We start from the raw sequence: 14173 nt of genomic DNA, 5'->3' as shown, positions 1-14173 counted from the left end.
CTGCCGCCCGGCCTTTCAGGTGCTTGGAAAGGATTCCACATGAAACAGATTGACCGCGCCACCAAGATCGTGGCGACCGTCGGCCCCGCCAGCCGCAGCCCGGAAGTCCTGAGCCGCATGATCGACGCAGGACTGAACGTCGTGCGCATGAACTTCAGCCACGGCGACCGCGAGGACCACCGCCAGACCCTCCAGATGGTCCGTGAACTGGCTGCCAAGAAGGGCGTCACCATCGGTATCCTGCAGGACCTTCAGGGGCCCAAGATCCGCGTGGGCCGCTTCGCGGAGGGCAGCGTCACGCTGGCCCCCGGTGACAAGTTCACCATCACCATGGACGATGTCGAGGGCGACGCCACCCGCGTCGGCACGACCTACAAGGCCCTGATTCACGACGTGACGCCCGGCATGGCCCTGCTGCTCGACGACGGCAACATGGCCCTGCGCGTCGAGGGTGTGCGCGGCAACGACGTGCTGACCACCGTCGTGATCGGCGGCGTCCTGAAGAACAACAAGGGCATCAACGTGCCCGAGGCCGACCTGAGCGTGCCCGCACTGTCCGAGAAGGACGTGCAGGACATGGAGTTCGGCGCGGAGCTGGGCGTGGACTGGGTCGCGCTGAGCTTCGTGCGTTCCCGCGACGACCTGCTGCTGGCCCGCCACTACATGTCCCGTTTCGGCAGCCGCGCCAAGCTGATGGCGAAAATCGAGAAGCCGCAGGCTGTGGACCGCTTCGAGGACATCCTGAAGGAAGTGGACGGCATCATGGTCGCGCGCGGTGACCTGGGTGTCGAGATGCGCCCCGAGCAGGTGCCGACCATCCAGAAACGCATCATCCGCATGTGCCGCGAGGCGGGCAAGCCCGTCATCACCGCCACGCAGATGCTCGAGAGCATGATCAGCCTGCCGCGCCCCACCCGCGCCGAGGCCTCCGACGTGGCGAACGCCATCTACGACGGCACGGACGCCGTGATGCTCTCGGCCGAATCCGCCGCCGGGCTGTACCCGGTCGAGTCGGTCGCCATGATGGACGCCATCGCCCGCGAGGCAGAGGCCAGCGAGCACTACAAGATGCTGCAACGCTCGCTGATCGTGGACACCGAACTGGCGCAGGATTCCATTGCGTCGGCCGCCTGCGCCATCGGTGAGAAACTGGACTCCCCGGCCATCGTGACCTTCACCAGCACGGGCGGCGCGGCGGCCCGGATCGCCAAGAACCGCCCCCCGCTGGCGATCCTGGCCCTGACGCCCAACGAGCAGACCCGCAACCAGCTGGCGCTGTCGTGGGGGGTCGTGCCGGTCCTGAGCGAGGACCCCCGCAACACCGACGACATGGTCCGCATCGCCAACGACGAACTGGGCCGCAGCGGCCTGGCTGAACCGGGCGACCGGTACGTGATCACGGCCGGCGTGCCCTTCGGCGTGCGCGGCACGACCAACATGCTGCGCGTGGAACGCCTGCGCGAGTAACCCGGCGGCGCGGGGAGGGGGTGCGGGTCATCGTGACCGGCGTCCCCTCCCCGCCTGCGTTGGCTGGCCGGTCAACCCGCGTGCTGCTGGCACTGGCCGGTGTCAGGGAAGCGTGATGGGCAGGTCAGGTTTTTATCCACAGGGACGGGGTTTTTCCACATGCTGCCTGTGGATAAGTGTGCGTGGGCAGTCGGGGTTTTTCCGCCGCTGCACACTGTCCACAGGCTGCCGGGGTTGTCCACAGCAGCCTGTGCATAACTTTTCACCGGGTCGGGTTTCTGTCAGCTGACCGCTCTGGCGCTGAGCGCCACGTGAAGGCCCCGTGAAGGTGCCGGGTGGATCAGGAGCCCAGGACCAGCCGCGCGAACTTGTCCTTGCCCTTCTGGATGACCGCGCCGCCCTCTGCCGAGAGCTGCTCGCGGGTCAGGCCGCCCTGCGGGTCCGTGAACGGCTCGCCGTTCAGTTTCAGGCCCCGGTTCTGCATCAGTTTGCGGGCCGCACCGTTACTGGGTTCCAGGCCAGCCATGACCACCAGTTTCGCCATGCTGATCCGTCCGGTATCCACGCTGTCGTCCAGATCCGCTGCCGGGACGGTCACGGTCGGGATGTTCTCGGGAATGCCGCCCCTGGCGACCGAGCGGAAGCGTTCCTCGGCGGCGTCCAGGTCCGCGCCGGGGTGCAGGGCCGATACGACCTCGCGCGCCAGTTCGCGGTGCGCGGCGACCGGGTGTCCGGCCAGCAGTTCCTCGATGCGGGGGCGGGGCAGGTCGGTCAGCAGCGTGAAGTAGTTGTCCAGCAGCGGGTCGGGCACCTTCATCAATCCGGCGAACATGGCGTGCGGTTCGTCGGTCAGGCCGATGTAGTTATCCAGGCTCTTGGACATCTTCTCGGTGCCGTCCAGGCCGACCAGCAGCGGCAGGGTCATGACGACCTGCGATTCCTGCCCGTAATCACGTTGCAGGGCGCGGCCCACCAGGTTGTTGAACAGCTGATCTGTGCCGCCCAGTTCCACGTCCGCCTCCAGCGCCACCGAGTCGTAGCCCTGCGTCAGGGGGTACAGCAGTTCGTGCACGGCGATGGGCACGCCGCCCTCGAAGCGCTTGCGGAAGTCGTCGCGTTCCATGATGCGCGCGACCGTGTAGCGGCTGGCGAGGCGGATCACGTCGGCGTACCCCATGGGCTCAAGCCACTCGCCGTTGTAGCGGATCTCCAGCACCTCGCTCTCCTGGCGCAGGATCAGGCGGCACTGCTCCAGGTAGCTCTTAGCGTTCTCACGGGTCTGCTCCAGCGTCAGGGGCGGGCGGGTCTTGCTCTTGCCGCTGGGGTCGCCGATCATCGCCGTGAAGTCCCCGATCAGCATGATGACCTTGTGCCCCAGGTCCTGGAACTGCCGCATCTTGCGCAGGATCACGGCGTGCCCCAGGTGCAGGTCCGGGCGGGTCGGGTCGGCGCCCAGTTTCACGCGCAGCGGCGCGCCCTTCTCCAGTTTGCGGCGCAGGTCGTCCTCGGACACCAGGTCCACCACGCCGCGCCTGAGCAGCTCGATCTGCTCGTCGATCGGTACGTTCCAGCGGATTTCACTCATAGGTCACTCCATGCAAAGGGCGGCGCACTCGCTTGTCGCAGGTGCGCCGCTCGGGGGTTGGATTTCAGGCTGTCACTGACCCTCCTACCGCTGGCGGCAGGGGGGATACGCACGTCGGGTCAGGTGCCTCACGCCGCCCAGCATAGCAGGCGCGCGGGCCGGCGCTCTAGCATGACCGGCATGAAGACCATCCATGAACTGCGCGCCACCTTCCCCCGGCCGGGGCGGGTCGAGTGGATCGGGCTGCGACCCGCCCGCCGCGCCCCGCTGCTGCCGGTGGCGCAGATCGAGGCGCACCCGCTCGTCGGCCTGATCGGCGATCACGGCAAACTCGCCCCGCCCCGCCTGACGGCCCTGACCGGCGAGGCGGGCGAGACCGGGGTGCGTGCGCCCGCGCCGCCGGTGCCGGGCGGTCCGGGGCGGCGGCAGGTGACACTGATCCAGGCCGAGCACCTGCCGGTCATCGCGGCGCTGTGCGGGCGCGCGGAGGTCACGCCGGAGGCGCTGCGGCGCAACCTCGTGATCAGCGGCATTCCACTGCTGGCCCTCAAGGACGTCCGTTTTCAGATCGGCGAGGTGATCCTGGAAGGCACGGGCGAGTGCCACCCCTGCTCACGCATGGAAGAAACCCTGGGCGAGGGAGGCTACAACGCCGTGCGCGGCCACGGGGGGCTGACCGCCCGCGTGATCCGGGGCGGCCTGATCCGCGAGGGGGACACCCTCATTCCGCTGCTGCCATGAGGCCCGGTGGCTATGCTGTGCGGCATGGCGAAACGTTCCCCCCCGGCCCCCCTGAGCGCCACGCGGCGACGCACGCTGGCCGGTGCGTTCGGCTTCACGCGCCTGATCGTGGAACTGGGCGTCCTGAGCTCCTTCGCGTTCAGTCTGGCGCTGTTCATCGCGGCGATCGCGCAGGCGTACGTGACCATCCGCGCCGCGCTGGGCGAACTGGGTGAAGCCGAGACCACCAAGTCCCTGATCGTATCGGCGGTCGAACAGGCCGACACGCTGCTGGTCGGCGTGGCGCTGCTGATCATCTCGTTCGGGTTGCAGGCGCTGTTCGTGGGGCGCGTGCAGAACGTCCCGGCGTGGCTGCACATCGAGTCCTTCGACGACCTGAAACAGAAACTGATCGGGATCGTGATCGTGGCGCTCGCCGTGAACTTCTTCAGCGTGGCCCTGGAATGGAAGGGCGGCACGGACATCCTGGTGTATGGGGCGGCCATCGCCTCGGTCATCCTGGCGGTGGGGGCGTACTCGGTGGTCCTGACCCGGCAGGGACTGGCCCGCGACCATCAGGCCGCGCCGCACGACCCGCCCGGCCCGGCGGACGGCAGCGGCCGTGCTTGACGCCCGCCTCGAAACGGTCCTGTCTCTCATCCGCGCGCCGCTGCACGCCGACATCGGCAGCGACCACGCGGGCCTGCCGCTGGAACTCGTGCGGCGCGGCCACATCGAGCGGGGCGTGATCGTGGAACTGAACCCCGGTCCCCTGGAGAACGCGCGGCAGGCGGTCGCCCGCGCGGGCCTGGGTGGCCGTCTGGACGTTCGCAGCGGCGACGGCCTGGATCCCCTGGCCCCTGGTGAGGTGCCCAGCGTCAGCATGACCGGCATGGGTGCGCTGACCATGCGCGGCATCCTGGAACGCGGCGCGGCCCGGCAGGTACGCCCGGACACACTGGTCGTGCAACCCAACGACAACCCCGCCCCGCTGCGCGAGTGGGCGCTCGGGGCCGGGTATCACCTGCGGGCCGAGCGGCTGGCCAGCGGGTACTGGACCTACCCGGTCCTGCGGTTCGAGCGGGCCGACGGCCCCGACCGCGCCTACGAGGGCCTGCCACCCGACGCGGCGCGGCGCTACGGGCCGCTCCTGCTGCGTGAAGGGAGTGCGCTGCTGCGCCGGCAGGTATGGGCGGACGTGACCCGCCTGACTCCGCTGGCCGCGCCGGGCCGCCCGGCTGCGCTGGAACTCGCCACGGCGCACGCGGCGCTGGCGTGGCTGGACGGCCAGTCCTCCCTTGATAATGACTCGGAGGGCTAAAACAAAAAGCCCGCCCTTCTCGGACGGTCATAAGAAAAGAATAGCGCGGAATGCAGGGGGTGTCAACTCCATGCAGGCGTTCCTAGAAACAGCGTCCAAGAGCGTGTTTTTTACGTCGCTTCTGTTCGGGGGTGCATAGCCGCAGCGTGGCGTCCGGGGACCAAAACAAAAAATCCGCCTCTCGGGCGGTTATGTCTTCAAGATAGCGCGGTATGCGGGGCGCGTCAAGCTCATGCGGGCAGGCTGGAAAATGCCGTCTGGAATGGGCGTCTCGGTATCGACGAACGGGTGCAGGTGAATAGAGGAGGGGGTGGCCCGCCCGCAGCCACCCCCTGACCCGCGCCGCAGGGTGTTAGCGGGCGACTTCCACGGCGCGACTTTCACGCACGACGGTCACCTGCACCTGACCGGGGTACTCCATGTCCTGCTCGACGCGGCCGGCGATCTCGCGGGCCAGCAGGGTCGCCTGGGCGTCCGTGACCTTCTCGGGCTGCACGATCACGCGTACCTCGCGCCCGGCCTGGATGGCGTAGGCCTGCTGCACGCCGGGGAACGACACGGCGATCTGCTCCAGCTGTTCCAGGCGGCGCACGTACGATTCGAGTTCCTCGCGGCGCGCGCCGGGCCTCGCGGCGCTGATGGCGTCGGCGGCGGCGACCAGCACGGAGTACAGCGTCTCGCCGTTCTCCGGGTCGTGGTGGTGCGCGATGGCGTCGATGACCTCGTGCGGCTCGCCGAAGCGTTTGGCGAGGTTGATGCCGATGTCCACGTGCGTGCCGTCGATCTCGCGGTCGATGCTCTTGCCCACGTCGTGCATCAGGCCGGCGCGGCGGGCCATGCCGGCGTCCAGGCCCAGTTCGCCGGCCATGATGCCGGTCAGGTGCGCCACCTGAATGGAGTGTTTCAGGACGTTCTGCCCGTAACTGGTGCGGAAGTACATGCGGCCCAGCAGCTGCACCAGCCCCGGCTTGATGCCCACCACGCCCGCCTCGATGGCCGCTTCCTCGCCCTGGGTGTGCATGAAGACCTTCATCTCGTCCTGCGCCTTGTGCACCATCTCCTCGATGCGGGTCGGGTGGATGCGGCCGTCGGCGACCAGGGCGTCCAGCACGTGCCGGGCGACCTCGCGGCGCACCGGGTTGAAGCTCGACAGGATCACGGCTTCGGGGGTGTCGTCGATGATCAGGTCCACGCCGGTCAGGGCCTCGAAGGCGCGGATGTTGCGGCCCTCGCGGCCGATCAGGCGGCCCTTCATGGCGTCGTTCGGAATGGGCACGACCGACACGCTCAGCGCCGCGCTGGTCTCGGAGGCGCTGCGCTGGATGGCCTGCGCGATCACGTGCCGCGCCGAACGCTTGGCGTCGGCCGAGGCGCGTTCCTGCATGGCCTTCACGCGGATGGCTTTCTCCTCTTCCAGTTCGGCGTCCAGTCGGCCCAGGATCTCCTCGCGGGCCGCCTCGGGCGACAGGTTCGCCACCTCGAACAGTTTCAGTTCCGCCTGATGCAGCCGTGCGCCGATCTCCTGCTCCTGCCCGTTCAGGTGGCGGGCGCGGTCCTCAAGGCGTTCCTCGAGGGCGTCGAGTTTCTCGCCGCGCGCGTCGAGTTGCTCGGCGCGGCGGTTCAGGCGTTCGATCTCGCGTTTCAGTTCGTCGCGTTCCCGGCGTGTTTCCTGCCGGTCGCTGCTCAGGGCCTCGCGTTCCCGCGCGGCGTCCTGTTTCACCTGGGCGCGTTCGGCTTCCACCTGGGCGCGCAGGGCCGCAATCTGCTGGCGTTGCCCTTCGAGTTGCTCGCGCTGTCCCTCGAGTTGCGCGATCTGCACGCCGGCCTGCGCCTCGCGGTCGGTGGCTTCCTGCGTTCTTCTTCCGGCGTCCTGTCTGGCCTGGTCGGCCTGTTCCCTGATGCGCTGCGCTTCCGCCTCGGCCTGCGCGCGGATGCGTTCAGCCTCGCTGCGCGCCTCCCGCTGGAGTCGGTCGTCCACCTCGGCCCGCTGGCGCGCGCCACGTGACTGCCCTCCCAGGAATCCTCCGACCAGACCGAGCAGGAGCGCCACAATGATCCAGATCATCGTCACGTTCAGCTCCTTTTGTGCTGCGTTATGTGGGGCGCGGCCGTGCTCCGGCCGATTCCCGAATTCGGTGTTGAAAAACGAACGCCACCAGAGACGGGACGTTCGCCCTGCAGTGTAGCCCCAAAGCCCACCCAGCGGGGGAGGGGCCGGTCAGGCAGCCCGGACCGGAAAGCGGCAGGCAGGGGCCGCCGGGAGGAACCTCCGGCAACTCTGGCGTTCAGGGTGCAGGTTAGTCAGAGTCCGGATCAGGCGGGACTGGCGCTGCGTGTTGCCTGTGGCGGAGCATGAACAATCCCGGACCATATGCCGGACCATGAAAAACCCCCGCCGGTCGGGCGGGGGCTGATCACACCGGGGTGTGATTACTTCGCGGCGTGCACCACGAGTTTCATGGGGATGGTGACTTCGGGGTGGGCGCGGTAGGCAATGTCGTACTCGCCGATTTCCTTGACGGTTTTCGGCATGTCGATCTTGCGCTTGTCCACGTCGAAGCCCAGCTTGTCCAGGCTGCCGGCCACGTCTGCGTGGGTCACGGCGCCGTAGATCTTGCCTTCGCCGGCGCGCACGCTGAGTTCAACGGCGACGCCGTTCAGGCGGCTGGCGAGGTCCTCGGCGGCGGCTTTTTCCTGCGCCAGGACTTTCTGGCGGGAGCGGACGCGCGCTTCGAGGCTTTTCATGTTGCTGGCGGTGGCAGGAGCGACGATGCCCTGGGGGATCAGCCAGTTACGGGCGTACCCGTCCTTGACGACAACCAGATCGCCGGTCTTGCCCAGCTTGCCGGGTTCAAGAAGAATCACTTGCATGCGTATTCTCCTTATTTCCGGACGAGCTTCTCGGTGTAGGGCAGCAGGGCCAGCTGGCGGGCGATCTTGATCGTCTGCGCAATGCGGCGCTGGTGCTTGGCCGAGAGGCCCGTGCGGCGGCGAGGGAGGATCTTGCCCGTGTCACTGACGAAACGGCGCAGCATCTTCACGTCTTTGTAATCGGTGATTTCCAGTTCTCCGATGGAGAAAGGATCGACCTTCGGCTTGCGGGGACGCTTGGGTCCCTTGCCGCGCGGTTTGCGCTCGGCGTTGCTGGATTGGGTCATGTTGGTGTCCTTAAATCTGCGTTCCTACGCCCCGGAAAAGGTCCCTTGCGGGAGTGGGGTTCAGAACGGCAGGTCTTCTTCTTCCGGTGGGAAATCGTCGAGACCTTGGTCAATATCTAAGCCGCCCGAACGGTTCCCCGTGTTCGCTGCCCGGCTCGGCTGGCCGTAGCTGCCGCTCTGGGTGCGCGCCGCACTGCTCGCGGTCTGCGTGCGAGGTCCGGCGGGGGTGGCTGCAGGGTTACCGGCGCCTGCGCCTCGGGACAGGGCTTCGACTCGCGTCGCCTCTACTTTGGTGGAGTTGCGTTTGTTACCGTCGCGGTCGGTCCACGCTTCGTTGACCAGTCTTCCCTGCACGAGCACGGGGTCCCCCTTGCGGAGTTCTTTCATGCTCTCGGCCAGTTCACGCCACAGCGTGACATCAATCCAGTGGGTCTTCTCCTGCTTCTGTCCCTGACGGTCGTTCCAGGTCTCGTTCACGGCCAGGCCGATTCCGAGCACGGCGTCGCCGGCGGGGGTGTAGCGCAGTTCGGGGTCACGGGTGACGTTCCCGATGAGAATCACTTCGTTCATGCCGCTGCCCATGCGTACGCCGCCTCCGGCGTCCTGCACGAGTTCCGGGGCGTAGCCGAGCTGCTCCATGCGGAGCGACTTGACGCGCACCATGCTGCGTTTGCCGCCTTCGGGCGCTTCCCACTGGCTGTATTCCAGGCTGCCCTCGACCATCACGGCGTCGCCGCCTTTCAGGTTCCGTTCGGCCTGCCATTCGGCGGGTTTGCCGAGAATGGACACGCGGTGATACCAGGGGAGTTTGCGTTCACGTCCGTCGTTGCCGACGATGTGGTCTTCTCCGGCCACGGTGGCCTCGAACACGGCGGTCCCGTTGGGGGTGTAGCGCAGTTCGGGGTCGCGGGCGAGTGCGCCGATCAGGTAAACGTGGTTCATGCCTCGGGCCATGACTAGGTCTCCTTTGTTGCTGGCTGAATCCTGGGACGGTCTGTCCTGGGGGTTCGTACTGGGGGCTTGGCGGGTTGCTGGCGTTGGGCCCTTGCGGGGTGACCGTACTGTAACATCCCTAGATCTTTTACGTCAAGAGCGTAAAGGGATCAGGCCTTCTTGGTCTTCCATTCCGGGCGGTCCTTGACCACCAGGACGCGGCGCACGTGGTCACGCAGACGCAGCGTGGAAGCGATGTCCTTCTCCGGGTTGCCGCTGCCCTTGATGGTGTACATCAGGTAGTAGCCCTCGCGGTCCTTGTTCACGGCGTAGGCGAGGCGGCGGTTGCCGAGCTCGTCGAGGCCCGTGATCTCGCTCCCGGCGTTCTTCACGGTGGTCTCGATGTAGTCCTTCTCGATGCTCACCTGCTCGGCGCTGAGGTTGGGGTTCAGGATCAGGTTCAGGTCGTACTGGTTCATAATTCACCTCCCTTGTCGCCGCTCGCAGGCAGGGGTTCCTGACAGGGTCAGGCCTCGCCGGGCAGCGCAACTCACCACATTACCAGAGTCCGCGCAGGGTTTCCAGAGGTCAGGTGGCGCATCCCCCGGCAGGGGCCGGGCCGCTAAGATCAGGGGCATGACTGACACCCCACAGCACGCCCTGGACGGCATCCTGGACATCCTGCGCGAGGCCGTGGAAGGCGGGCAGCCCGGCCAGGGCACCGCCTTCCTGGACGGCACGAACGCCGACGGCACCGGCAACCACGGCCTGCTGGCGACCCTGGACGCCCTGAGTGCCGAACAGGCCAGCCGCGACATTCACGGCGCGACGGTGGCCGGACAGGCGCGGCACACGGCGTTTCACATGGAAGTCGTGGTGCGCTGGCAGCAGGGCGAACGCGGCCCCTTCGACTGGCAGGGCAGCTTCCAGCCCGCGCAGGTCACCCCTGAGGAATGGGACGCCCTGCGCGCCCGCGTCCGGGCCGCCTACGCGGGACTGGTGGCCTTCGTGAACACGCAGCGCGACCAGCCCGTGACCGGGGACGCCACGGGCGGCCTGAGCGGCGCCGTCTCGCACGTCGCCTACCACCTGGGCGCCATCCGGCAACTCGTGAAGGCCCTCGGGTGACGGACCTGCGCCCCTTCACCCCGGCCGACGCGGACGCCTTCGCCGCGCTGCAACTCGCGGCACTCGGCCGCGCCGGAAATGGTGAGGACCTGCTGGCCGCTGACGCCCGCCGCTCTCCGGCAGACCTGCTACGTCGCCGGATGCTGGTCTCTGCCGACGGTGAGGTGCTGGGCGGCACGCAGCTCCAGACATGGGCCTTCTCGCCGCCCGGCTTCCTGCACGCGCAGGTGATGGTGCACCCCGACGCCCGCGGACAGGGCCACGGCAGGGCGCTGTGGCAGGACCTGCTGGCCGCCGCGCAGCAGGCCGGAGCGCGCGGCCTGCACGCCGACGTGCCCGACCCGGACCCCGCCGACCGCGACTGGGCCGTGCGGCGGGGCTTCACCGTGCACGCCCACCGCTTCGCCTCGCAGCTGGACCTGACCCGCTTCGACCCGGCCGCCTTCGAGCCGCAGCGGCAGGCGGCGCAGGCGCAGGGCGTGACCTTCACGGACCTGAGTGGCACCGACCTGAACAGTGCAGATGGGATCACCCTGGACCGCTACCTGAACTTCGTGGCCGACCGCCTGACCGAGACGCCGGACCTCGCCGGGCACCCCCGCTGGCCGCTGACGCGGGTGCGTGAGATCCTGCGCCTGGACCACGATCCCCGCCCCGACTGGCTGGTCCTGGCCCTCGGTCCGGACGGCGAGTGGCTGGGCACCAGCGCCATGATCCGCTTTCGCAGCCTGCCGTTCGCGTACAACGAACTGACCGCCCTGCACCCGCAGGCGCGCGGCCGTGGACTGGCCCTGCCCCTGAAACTCCAGGTGATCGAACGGGCGCGGCGCGAGGGATTCACGACCATGCGCACCAACAACCACTCCCTGAACGCGCCCATGCTGGCCGTGAACCGCCGCCTGGGCTTCGCGCAGCAGGCCGGACGCTTCGAGATGCACCGGCCACTGCCCTGAAACCGGGTGCCTACTTACGGCGCTTGAAGGGATTCCAGCGTGACCCGGCCGTGTCCGGCCCCGGGTCCGGCGTGACGGCAGGCGCGGCCGGCCGGGCGGATGGACCGTGGCGTCCCACCAGTCGGCCTGCCGGTTCCGCCGCCTTCTGCTCGGTCTCGTAGATCTCGTCGGCGGGCGTTTCACCCAGCGCGGTCAGCAGGGCGCGGCGGATCGCGTCGGCGCTGGGCCGCTCCGAGATGCGCTTGGCGAGCGCCAGTTCGGCCAGTCGCGCCACGCTGCGCGGCACCTGCATGTTCAGGTGCGACAGCGGCTGCGGAAAGCGCGTCATATGCGCGACCATCAGTTCCTCGTAGGTGTGCCCCTGAAAGGGCCGCTCGCCGGTCAGCAGTTCGTAGGTCAGGACGCCCAGGCTGTACACGTCACTGGCCGAACTGCTGCTCTCGCCGTGATAGATCTCGGGCGCCATGTAGTACGGGCTGCCGCTGACCTTGCCGCCCTGCGCGATGAAGTACGTGTTGCCCAGGTCGCCCAGCGCGGCGCGGCCCTCCTCATTCACGTACACGTTCTGCGTCTTCACGTCCTGATGCACGGCCCCCAGGTGGTGCAGGTACGACAGCGCCGAGGCGAGGTCCGCCAGGATCCTCAGGGTCTGCTCCAGGGTCAGGGGCGTGCCGTCACGCTGCAACTGCTCGCTCAGCGCGCCGTGCGGGTAGTACTGCAGGGCCACGAACGCCTGCGGCCCGAACGGCGTGCCCCCGAACCCCTGCACCAGGTGCGGGTGCCGGAACTGCAAGGTCAGGCGCACCTCGTTCCCGAACAGTTCGGCGGCGTCCTGCACGGCCAGCGTCTCCGCGTGCGGGATTTTCACGGCCACCTGCTGGCCCTGCGCGTTCGTGGCCAGGCGTACCAGGGACGTGTTTCCACGGCCGATCACTCGGCTCAGGGTGTAGGAGGACAGGGCATTCTGGTCAGGCATCAGGGTTCAGGGCTCTGGGCGCAGCGCGCGGGCATTCAGGCGTGTGGGTTCTTGCTGGGCGCACTTCAGGGCGCAGACCCGGCCCCCGGTCGGGGCCGCAGCGGGACGGATCAGGGTACAGCGAGTCTGGCAACAGCGTAGCCGTAAGTACAGTGCAAGGGACTGACAGCCCGTCTTTCTGAACGTTCCGTGAATACCGGCCGTGAATAACGGTCCGGACAGGCCAGTCGTGTCGGCACCAGTCGCGCAGGCAGACGCCCCCGGCTCACAGGAACCGGGGGCGTCAGGAGAGAGGGCGAACCCGGTGTCTTACTCGTCGCCGCTGTCTTCCTCGGCCACGCGCTTCCCGGCCAGCCATTCCAGTCCGGCCCACATCAGGTCGTCCAGGTCACCGTCCAGCACGTCGGCCGGGTTGTGCTTCATGAGGCCCGTGCGGTGGTCCTTGATGTACTGCTTGTCCAGCACGTACGAGCGGATCTGCGATCCCCACTCGATCTTCTTCTGCTCGCCGCGGGCCTTGGCTTCCTCGTCCTCGCGTTTCTTGACCTCGATGTCGTACAGACGCTGCTTGAGGATCTGCAGGGCGATCTCGTGGTTCTTGATCTGCGAGCGCGTCTGCTGCGACGCGACGGCCAGACCGGTCGGAAGGTGGGTCAGGCGCACGGCCGAGTCGGTCGTGTTCACGCCCTGACCACCGGCACCCTGCGAGCGGAACACGTCGCGGCGCAGGTCGCTGTCCGGAATGTGAATGTTGATCTCTTCTTCCGGCACTTCCGGCACCACGTCCACCGACGCGAACGACGTGTGACGGCGGTTGTTGCTGTCGAACGGCGACACGCGCACCAGCCGGTGAACGCCGTGTTCGGGCAGCATCATCCCGAAGGCCTTGTCGCCCCGGATGATGAACTCGCTGCTGATCACGCCTGCCTGCTCGCCGTCCACCTGGTCGATCAGGTCGACCTTGTAGCCGCGCCGCTCGGCCCAGCGCATGAACATGCGGGTCAGCATTCCGGCCCAGTCCATGCTTTCCGTGCCGCCGGCGCCGCTCTTGACGCGCACGATGGCGGACGTCTCGGCGTGCTTCATGGTGAACAGCGTCTCGCGGTACAGGTCGTCCACGCGCGCCTGAATGCTCGCCTGTTCCTCGGCCAGCATCTCGCGCTCGTCGGCGTCGGCCATCTCCAGCATCTCGCTCAGGCCCTGCGCGTCGGATTCCAGGCTGGTGTATCCCTCGACGATCCGGCGGACCGTTCCGGCTTCCTGCGTGACCTGCCGGGCGCGGGCCGCGTTGTTCCACAGTTCGGGATCGCTGAGTTCGCGGTCCAGTTCGTTCAGTTTGCGTGCTTTGCCGGGAATGTCAAAGGTACTCCCGGAGCGACGCCAGTTTTTCCAGTAGTTCCTGCATGGACGTGCCTCCCTTCCGCCGCGACCCGTTGAGCGGGGGGCGGGTTCGTATACCAAGAGAACAGTATACGGAGGTGAGGGGAGGGGGAACGGGATGCAGCAAAGGAAGTGTGAGGAAGGCAGTGCAGGGAAGGCAGTGCGGATTGGTCTGTTCACCCGGCCGCGCAGCAGCACGGCAACAGCAGCGGGGCAACAGCAACAGGGGAGAGGCGGTCCGGGCTGATCATTCCCGCACCCGCTGCCTGCACCCTGCGGTCCCTGTCTGAAGCGAGCATGGAGGCAGGGGTGTTGACAGATGCGGCGCTGGCCTGTATCTTTTCTGAGCCTCAAGCGAGGCGGGAAGCATGACAGGCGAAGAGATGTGAGAACAGGACAGTCCGACAGGGCTGTGCGAACGGAACACCACCCCGGTGTTCTCCAGAGTCGCAAAAACCGACCGAAGTCCCTTCGGGGATGAAGTCAACACGGTACTCAATGAGTACAGCCATGCGCAAGCAAGGCATCAAACACATCAATCCCGCTCCGCTT

The 14173-nt window shown here is 67.6% G+C and carries 14 protein-coding genes; 6 read left to right on the top strand and 8 right to left on the bottom strand.

Annotated elements, in window-relative coordinates:
- Window positions 1-39: 39 nt before the first annotated feature.
- On the top strand, window positions 40-1467 hold the full coding sequence (gene pyk, locus IEY70_RS18750) for a pyruvate kinase (RefSeq protein WP_189066552.1): 1428 nt from the start codon (window positions 40-42) through the stop codon (window positions 1465-1467).
- A gap of 340 nt (window positions 1468-1807) precedes the next feature.
- On the opposite strand, the gene tyrS is transcribed toward pyk, so the two are convergent.
- Window positions 1808-3052, bottom strand: coding sequence for a tyrosine--tRNA ligase (gene tyrS, locus IEY70_RS18745; RefSeq protein ID WP_189066551.1), 1245 nt, complete (start codon window positions 3050-3052; stop codon window positions 1808-1810).
- 180 nt (window positions 3053-3232) lie between these two features.
- Between tyrS and IEY70_RS18740 the strand changes: the two genes are divergently transcribed.
- The 3 genes from IEY70_RS18740 to IEY70_RS18730 are packed head-to-tail and all read left to right on the top strand — an operon-like array spanning window position 3233 to window position 5093.
- Window positions 3233-3793, top strand: a complete 561-nt coding sequence (locus IEY70_RS18740) for an MOSC domain-containing protein (RefSeq protein WP_189066550.1) — start codon at window positions 3233-3235, stop codon at window positions 3791-3793.
- 24 nt (window positions 3794-3817) lie between these two features.
- On the top strand, window positions 3818-4402 hold the full coding sequence (locus IEY70_RS18735; RefSeq protein ID WP_189066549.1) for a YqhA family protein: 585 nt from the start codon (window positions 3818-3820) through the stop codon (window positions 4400-4402).
- Complete coding sequence (locus tag IEY70_RS18730; RefSeq protein ID WP_189066548.1) at window positions 4395-5093, top strand: tRNA (adenine(22)-N(1))-methyltransferase TrmK; 699 nt, start codon at window positions 4395-4397, stop codon at window positions 5091-5093. The genes IEY70_RS18735 and IEY70_RS18730 overlap by 8 nt, the downstream gene beginning before the upstream one ends.
- Window positions 5094-5445: 352 nt before the next feature.
- On the opposite strand, the gene rny is transcribed toward IEY70_RS18730, so the two are convergent.
- From rny to rpsF, 5 genes are all read right to left on the bottom strand, one after another.
- Window positions 5446-7158 carry a ribonuclease Y gene (gene rny / locus IEY70_RS18725; RefSeq protein ID WP_373290825.1) on the bottom strand — a complete coding sequence of 571 codons (1713 nt, stop codon included), beginning with the start codon at window positions 7156-7158 and terminating at the stop codon, window positions 5446-5448.
- A gap of 365 nt (window positions 7159-7523) precedes the next feature.
- A complete protein-coding gene (gene rplI, locus IEY70_RS18720) occupies window positions 7524-7964 on the bottom strand; it encodes a 50S ribosomal protein L9 (protein ID WP_189066546.1) in 441 nt (146 codons plus the stop codon).
- 11 nt (window positions 7965-7975) lie between these two features.
- Window positions 7976-8251, bottom strand: a complete 276-nt coding sequence (rpsR, locus tag IEY70_RS18715) for a 30S ribosomal protein S18 (RefSeq protein ID WP_055362092.1) — start codon at window positions 8249-8251, stop codon at window positions 7976-7978.
- A gap of 60 nt (window positions 8252-8311) precedes the next feature.
- Window positions 8312-9205: a single-stranded DNA-binding protein gene (locus tag IEY70_RS18710; RefSeq protein ID WP_189066545.1), complete on the bottom strand. Its 894-nt coding sequence runs from the start codon at window positions 9203-9205 to the stop codon at window positions 8312-8314.
- 149 nt (window positions 9206-9354) lie between these two features.
- On the bottom strand, window positions 9355-9663 hold the full coding sequence (gene rpsF / locus IEY70_RS18705; protein WP_088248962.1) for a 30S ribosomal protein S6: 309 nt from the start codon (window positions 9661-9663) through the stop codon (window positions 9355-9357).
- A 157-nt stretch (window positions 9664-9820) separates the two neighbouring features.
- On the opposite strand from rpsF, the gene IEY70_RS18700 reads away from it, so the two are divergent.
- The gene (locus tag IEY70_RS18700; protein ID WP_189066544.1) at window positions 9821-10312 is read left to right on the top strand and encodes a DinB family protein; all 492 of its coding nucleotides are present in this window, start codon (window positions 9821-9823) and stop codon (window positions 10310-10312) included.
- On the top strand, window positions 10309-11265 hold the full coding sequence (locus tag IEY70_RS18695; protein WP_189066543.1) for a GNAT family N-acetyltransferase: 957 nt from the start codon (window positions 10309-10311) through the stop codon (window positions 11263-11265). Before IEY70_RS18700 ends, IEY70_RS18695 begins: the two co-directional genes overlap by 4 nt.
- A 10-nt stretch (window positions 11266-11275) precedes the next feature.
- Here IEY70_RS18695 and IEY70_RS18690 read toward each other — a convergent pair whose 3' ends face one another.
- Together IEY70_RS18690 and prfB are read right to left on the bottom strand one after the other, a co-directional pair.
- Window positions 11276-12241, bottom strand: a complete 966-nt coding sequence (locus tag IEY70_RS18690; RefSeq protein ID WP_189066542.1) for a serine/threonine-protein kinase — start codon at window positions 12239-12241, stop codon at window positions 11276-11278.
- A 309-nt stretch (window positions 12242-12550) separates the two neighbouring features.
- Window positions 12551-13646, bottom strand: a protein-coding gene (gene prfB, locus IEY70_RS18685) for a peptide chain release factor 2 (RefSeq protein ID WP_189066541.1) whose coding sequence is annotated in 2 segments (ribosomal slippage) — window positions 12551-13600 and window positions 13602-13646 — 1095 coding nt in all. Because the reading frame shifts where the segments join, the coding sequence is not laid out codon by codon here.
- Window positions 13647-14173 lie beyond the last annotated feature (527 nt).

The sequence above is a fragment of the Deinococcus seoulensis genome (assembly GCF_014648115.1).
Lineage (GTDB): Bacteria > Deinococcota > Deinococci > Deinococcales > Deinococcaceae > Deinococcus > Deinococcus seoulensis.
Note: the sequence above shows the minus strand (reverse complement) of the source record. Positions and strands in the feature narration are given on the sequence as shown.

Coding starts and splice junctions, on each gene's coding strand:
- pyk (WP_189066552.1), top strand. CDS start 40: ATGAAACAGATTGACCGCGCCACCAAGATCGTGGCGACCGTCGGCCCC.
- tyrS (WP_189066551.1), bottom strand. CDS start 3,052: ATGAGTGAAATCCGCTGGAACGTACCGATCGACGAGCAGATCGAGCTG.
- IEY70_RS18740 (WP_189066550.1), top strand. CDS start 3,233: ATGAAGACCATCCATGAACTGCGCGCCACCTTCCCCCGGCCGGGGCGG.
- IEY70_RS18735 (WP_189066549.1), top strand. CDS start 3,818: ATGGCGAAACGTTCCCCCCCGGCCCCCCTGAGCGCCACGCGGCGACGC.
- rny (WP_373290825.1), bottom strand. CDS start 7,158: ATGATCTGGATCATTGTGGCGCTCCTGCTCGGTCTGGTCGGAGGATTC.
- rplI (WP_189066546.1), bottom strand. CDS start 7,964: ATGCAAGTGATTCTTCTTGAACCCGGCAAGCTGGGCAAGACCGGCGAT.
- rpsR (WP_055362092.1), bottom strand. CDS start 8,251: ATGACCCAATCCAGCAACGCCGAGCGCAAACCGCGCGGCAAGGGACCC.
- IEY70_RS18710 (WP_189066545.1), bottom strand. CDS start 9,205: ATGGCCCGAGGCATGAACCACGTTTACCTGATCGGCGCACTCGCCCGC.
- rpsF (WP_088248962.1), bottom strand. CDS start 9,663: ATGAACCAGTACGACCTGAACCTGATCCTGAACCCCAACCTCAGCGCC.
- IEY70_RS18700 (WP_189066544.1), top strand. CDS start 9,821: ATGACTGACACCCCACAGCACGCCCTGGACGGCATCCTGGACATCCTG.
- IEY70_RS18690 (WP_189066542.1), bottom strand. CDS start 12,241: ATGCCTGACCAGAATGCCCTGTCCTCCTACACCCTGAGCCGAGTGATC.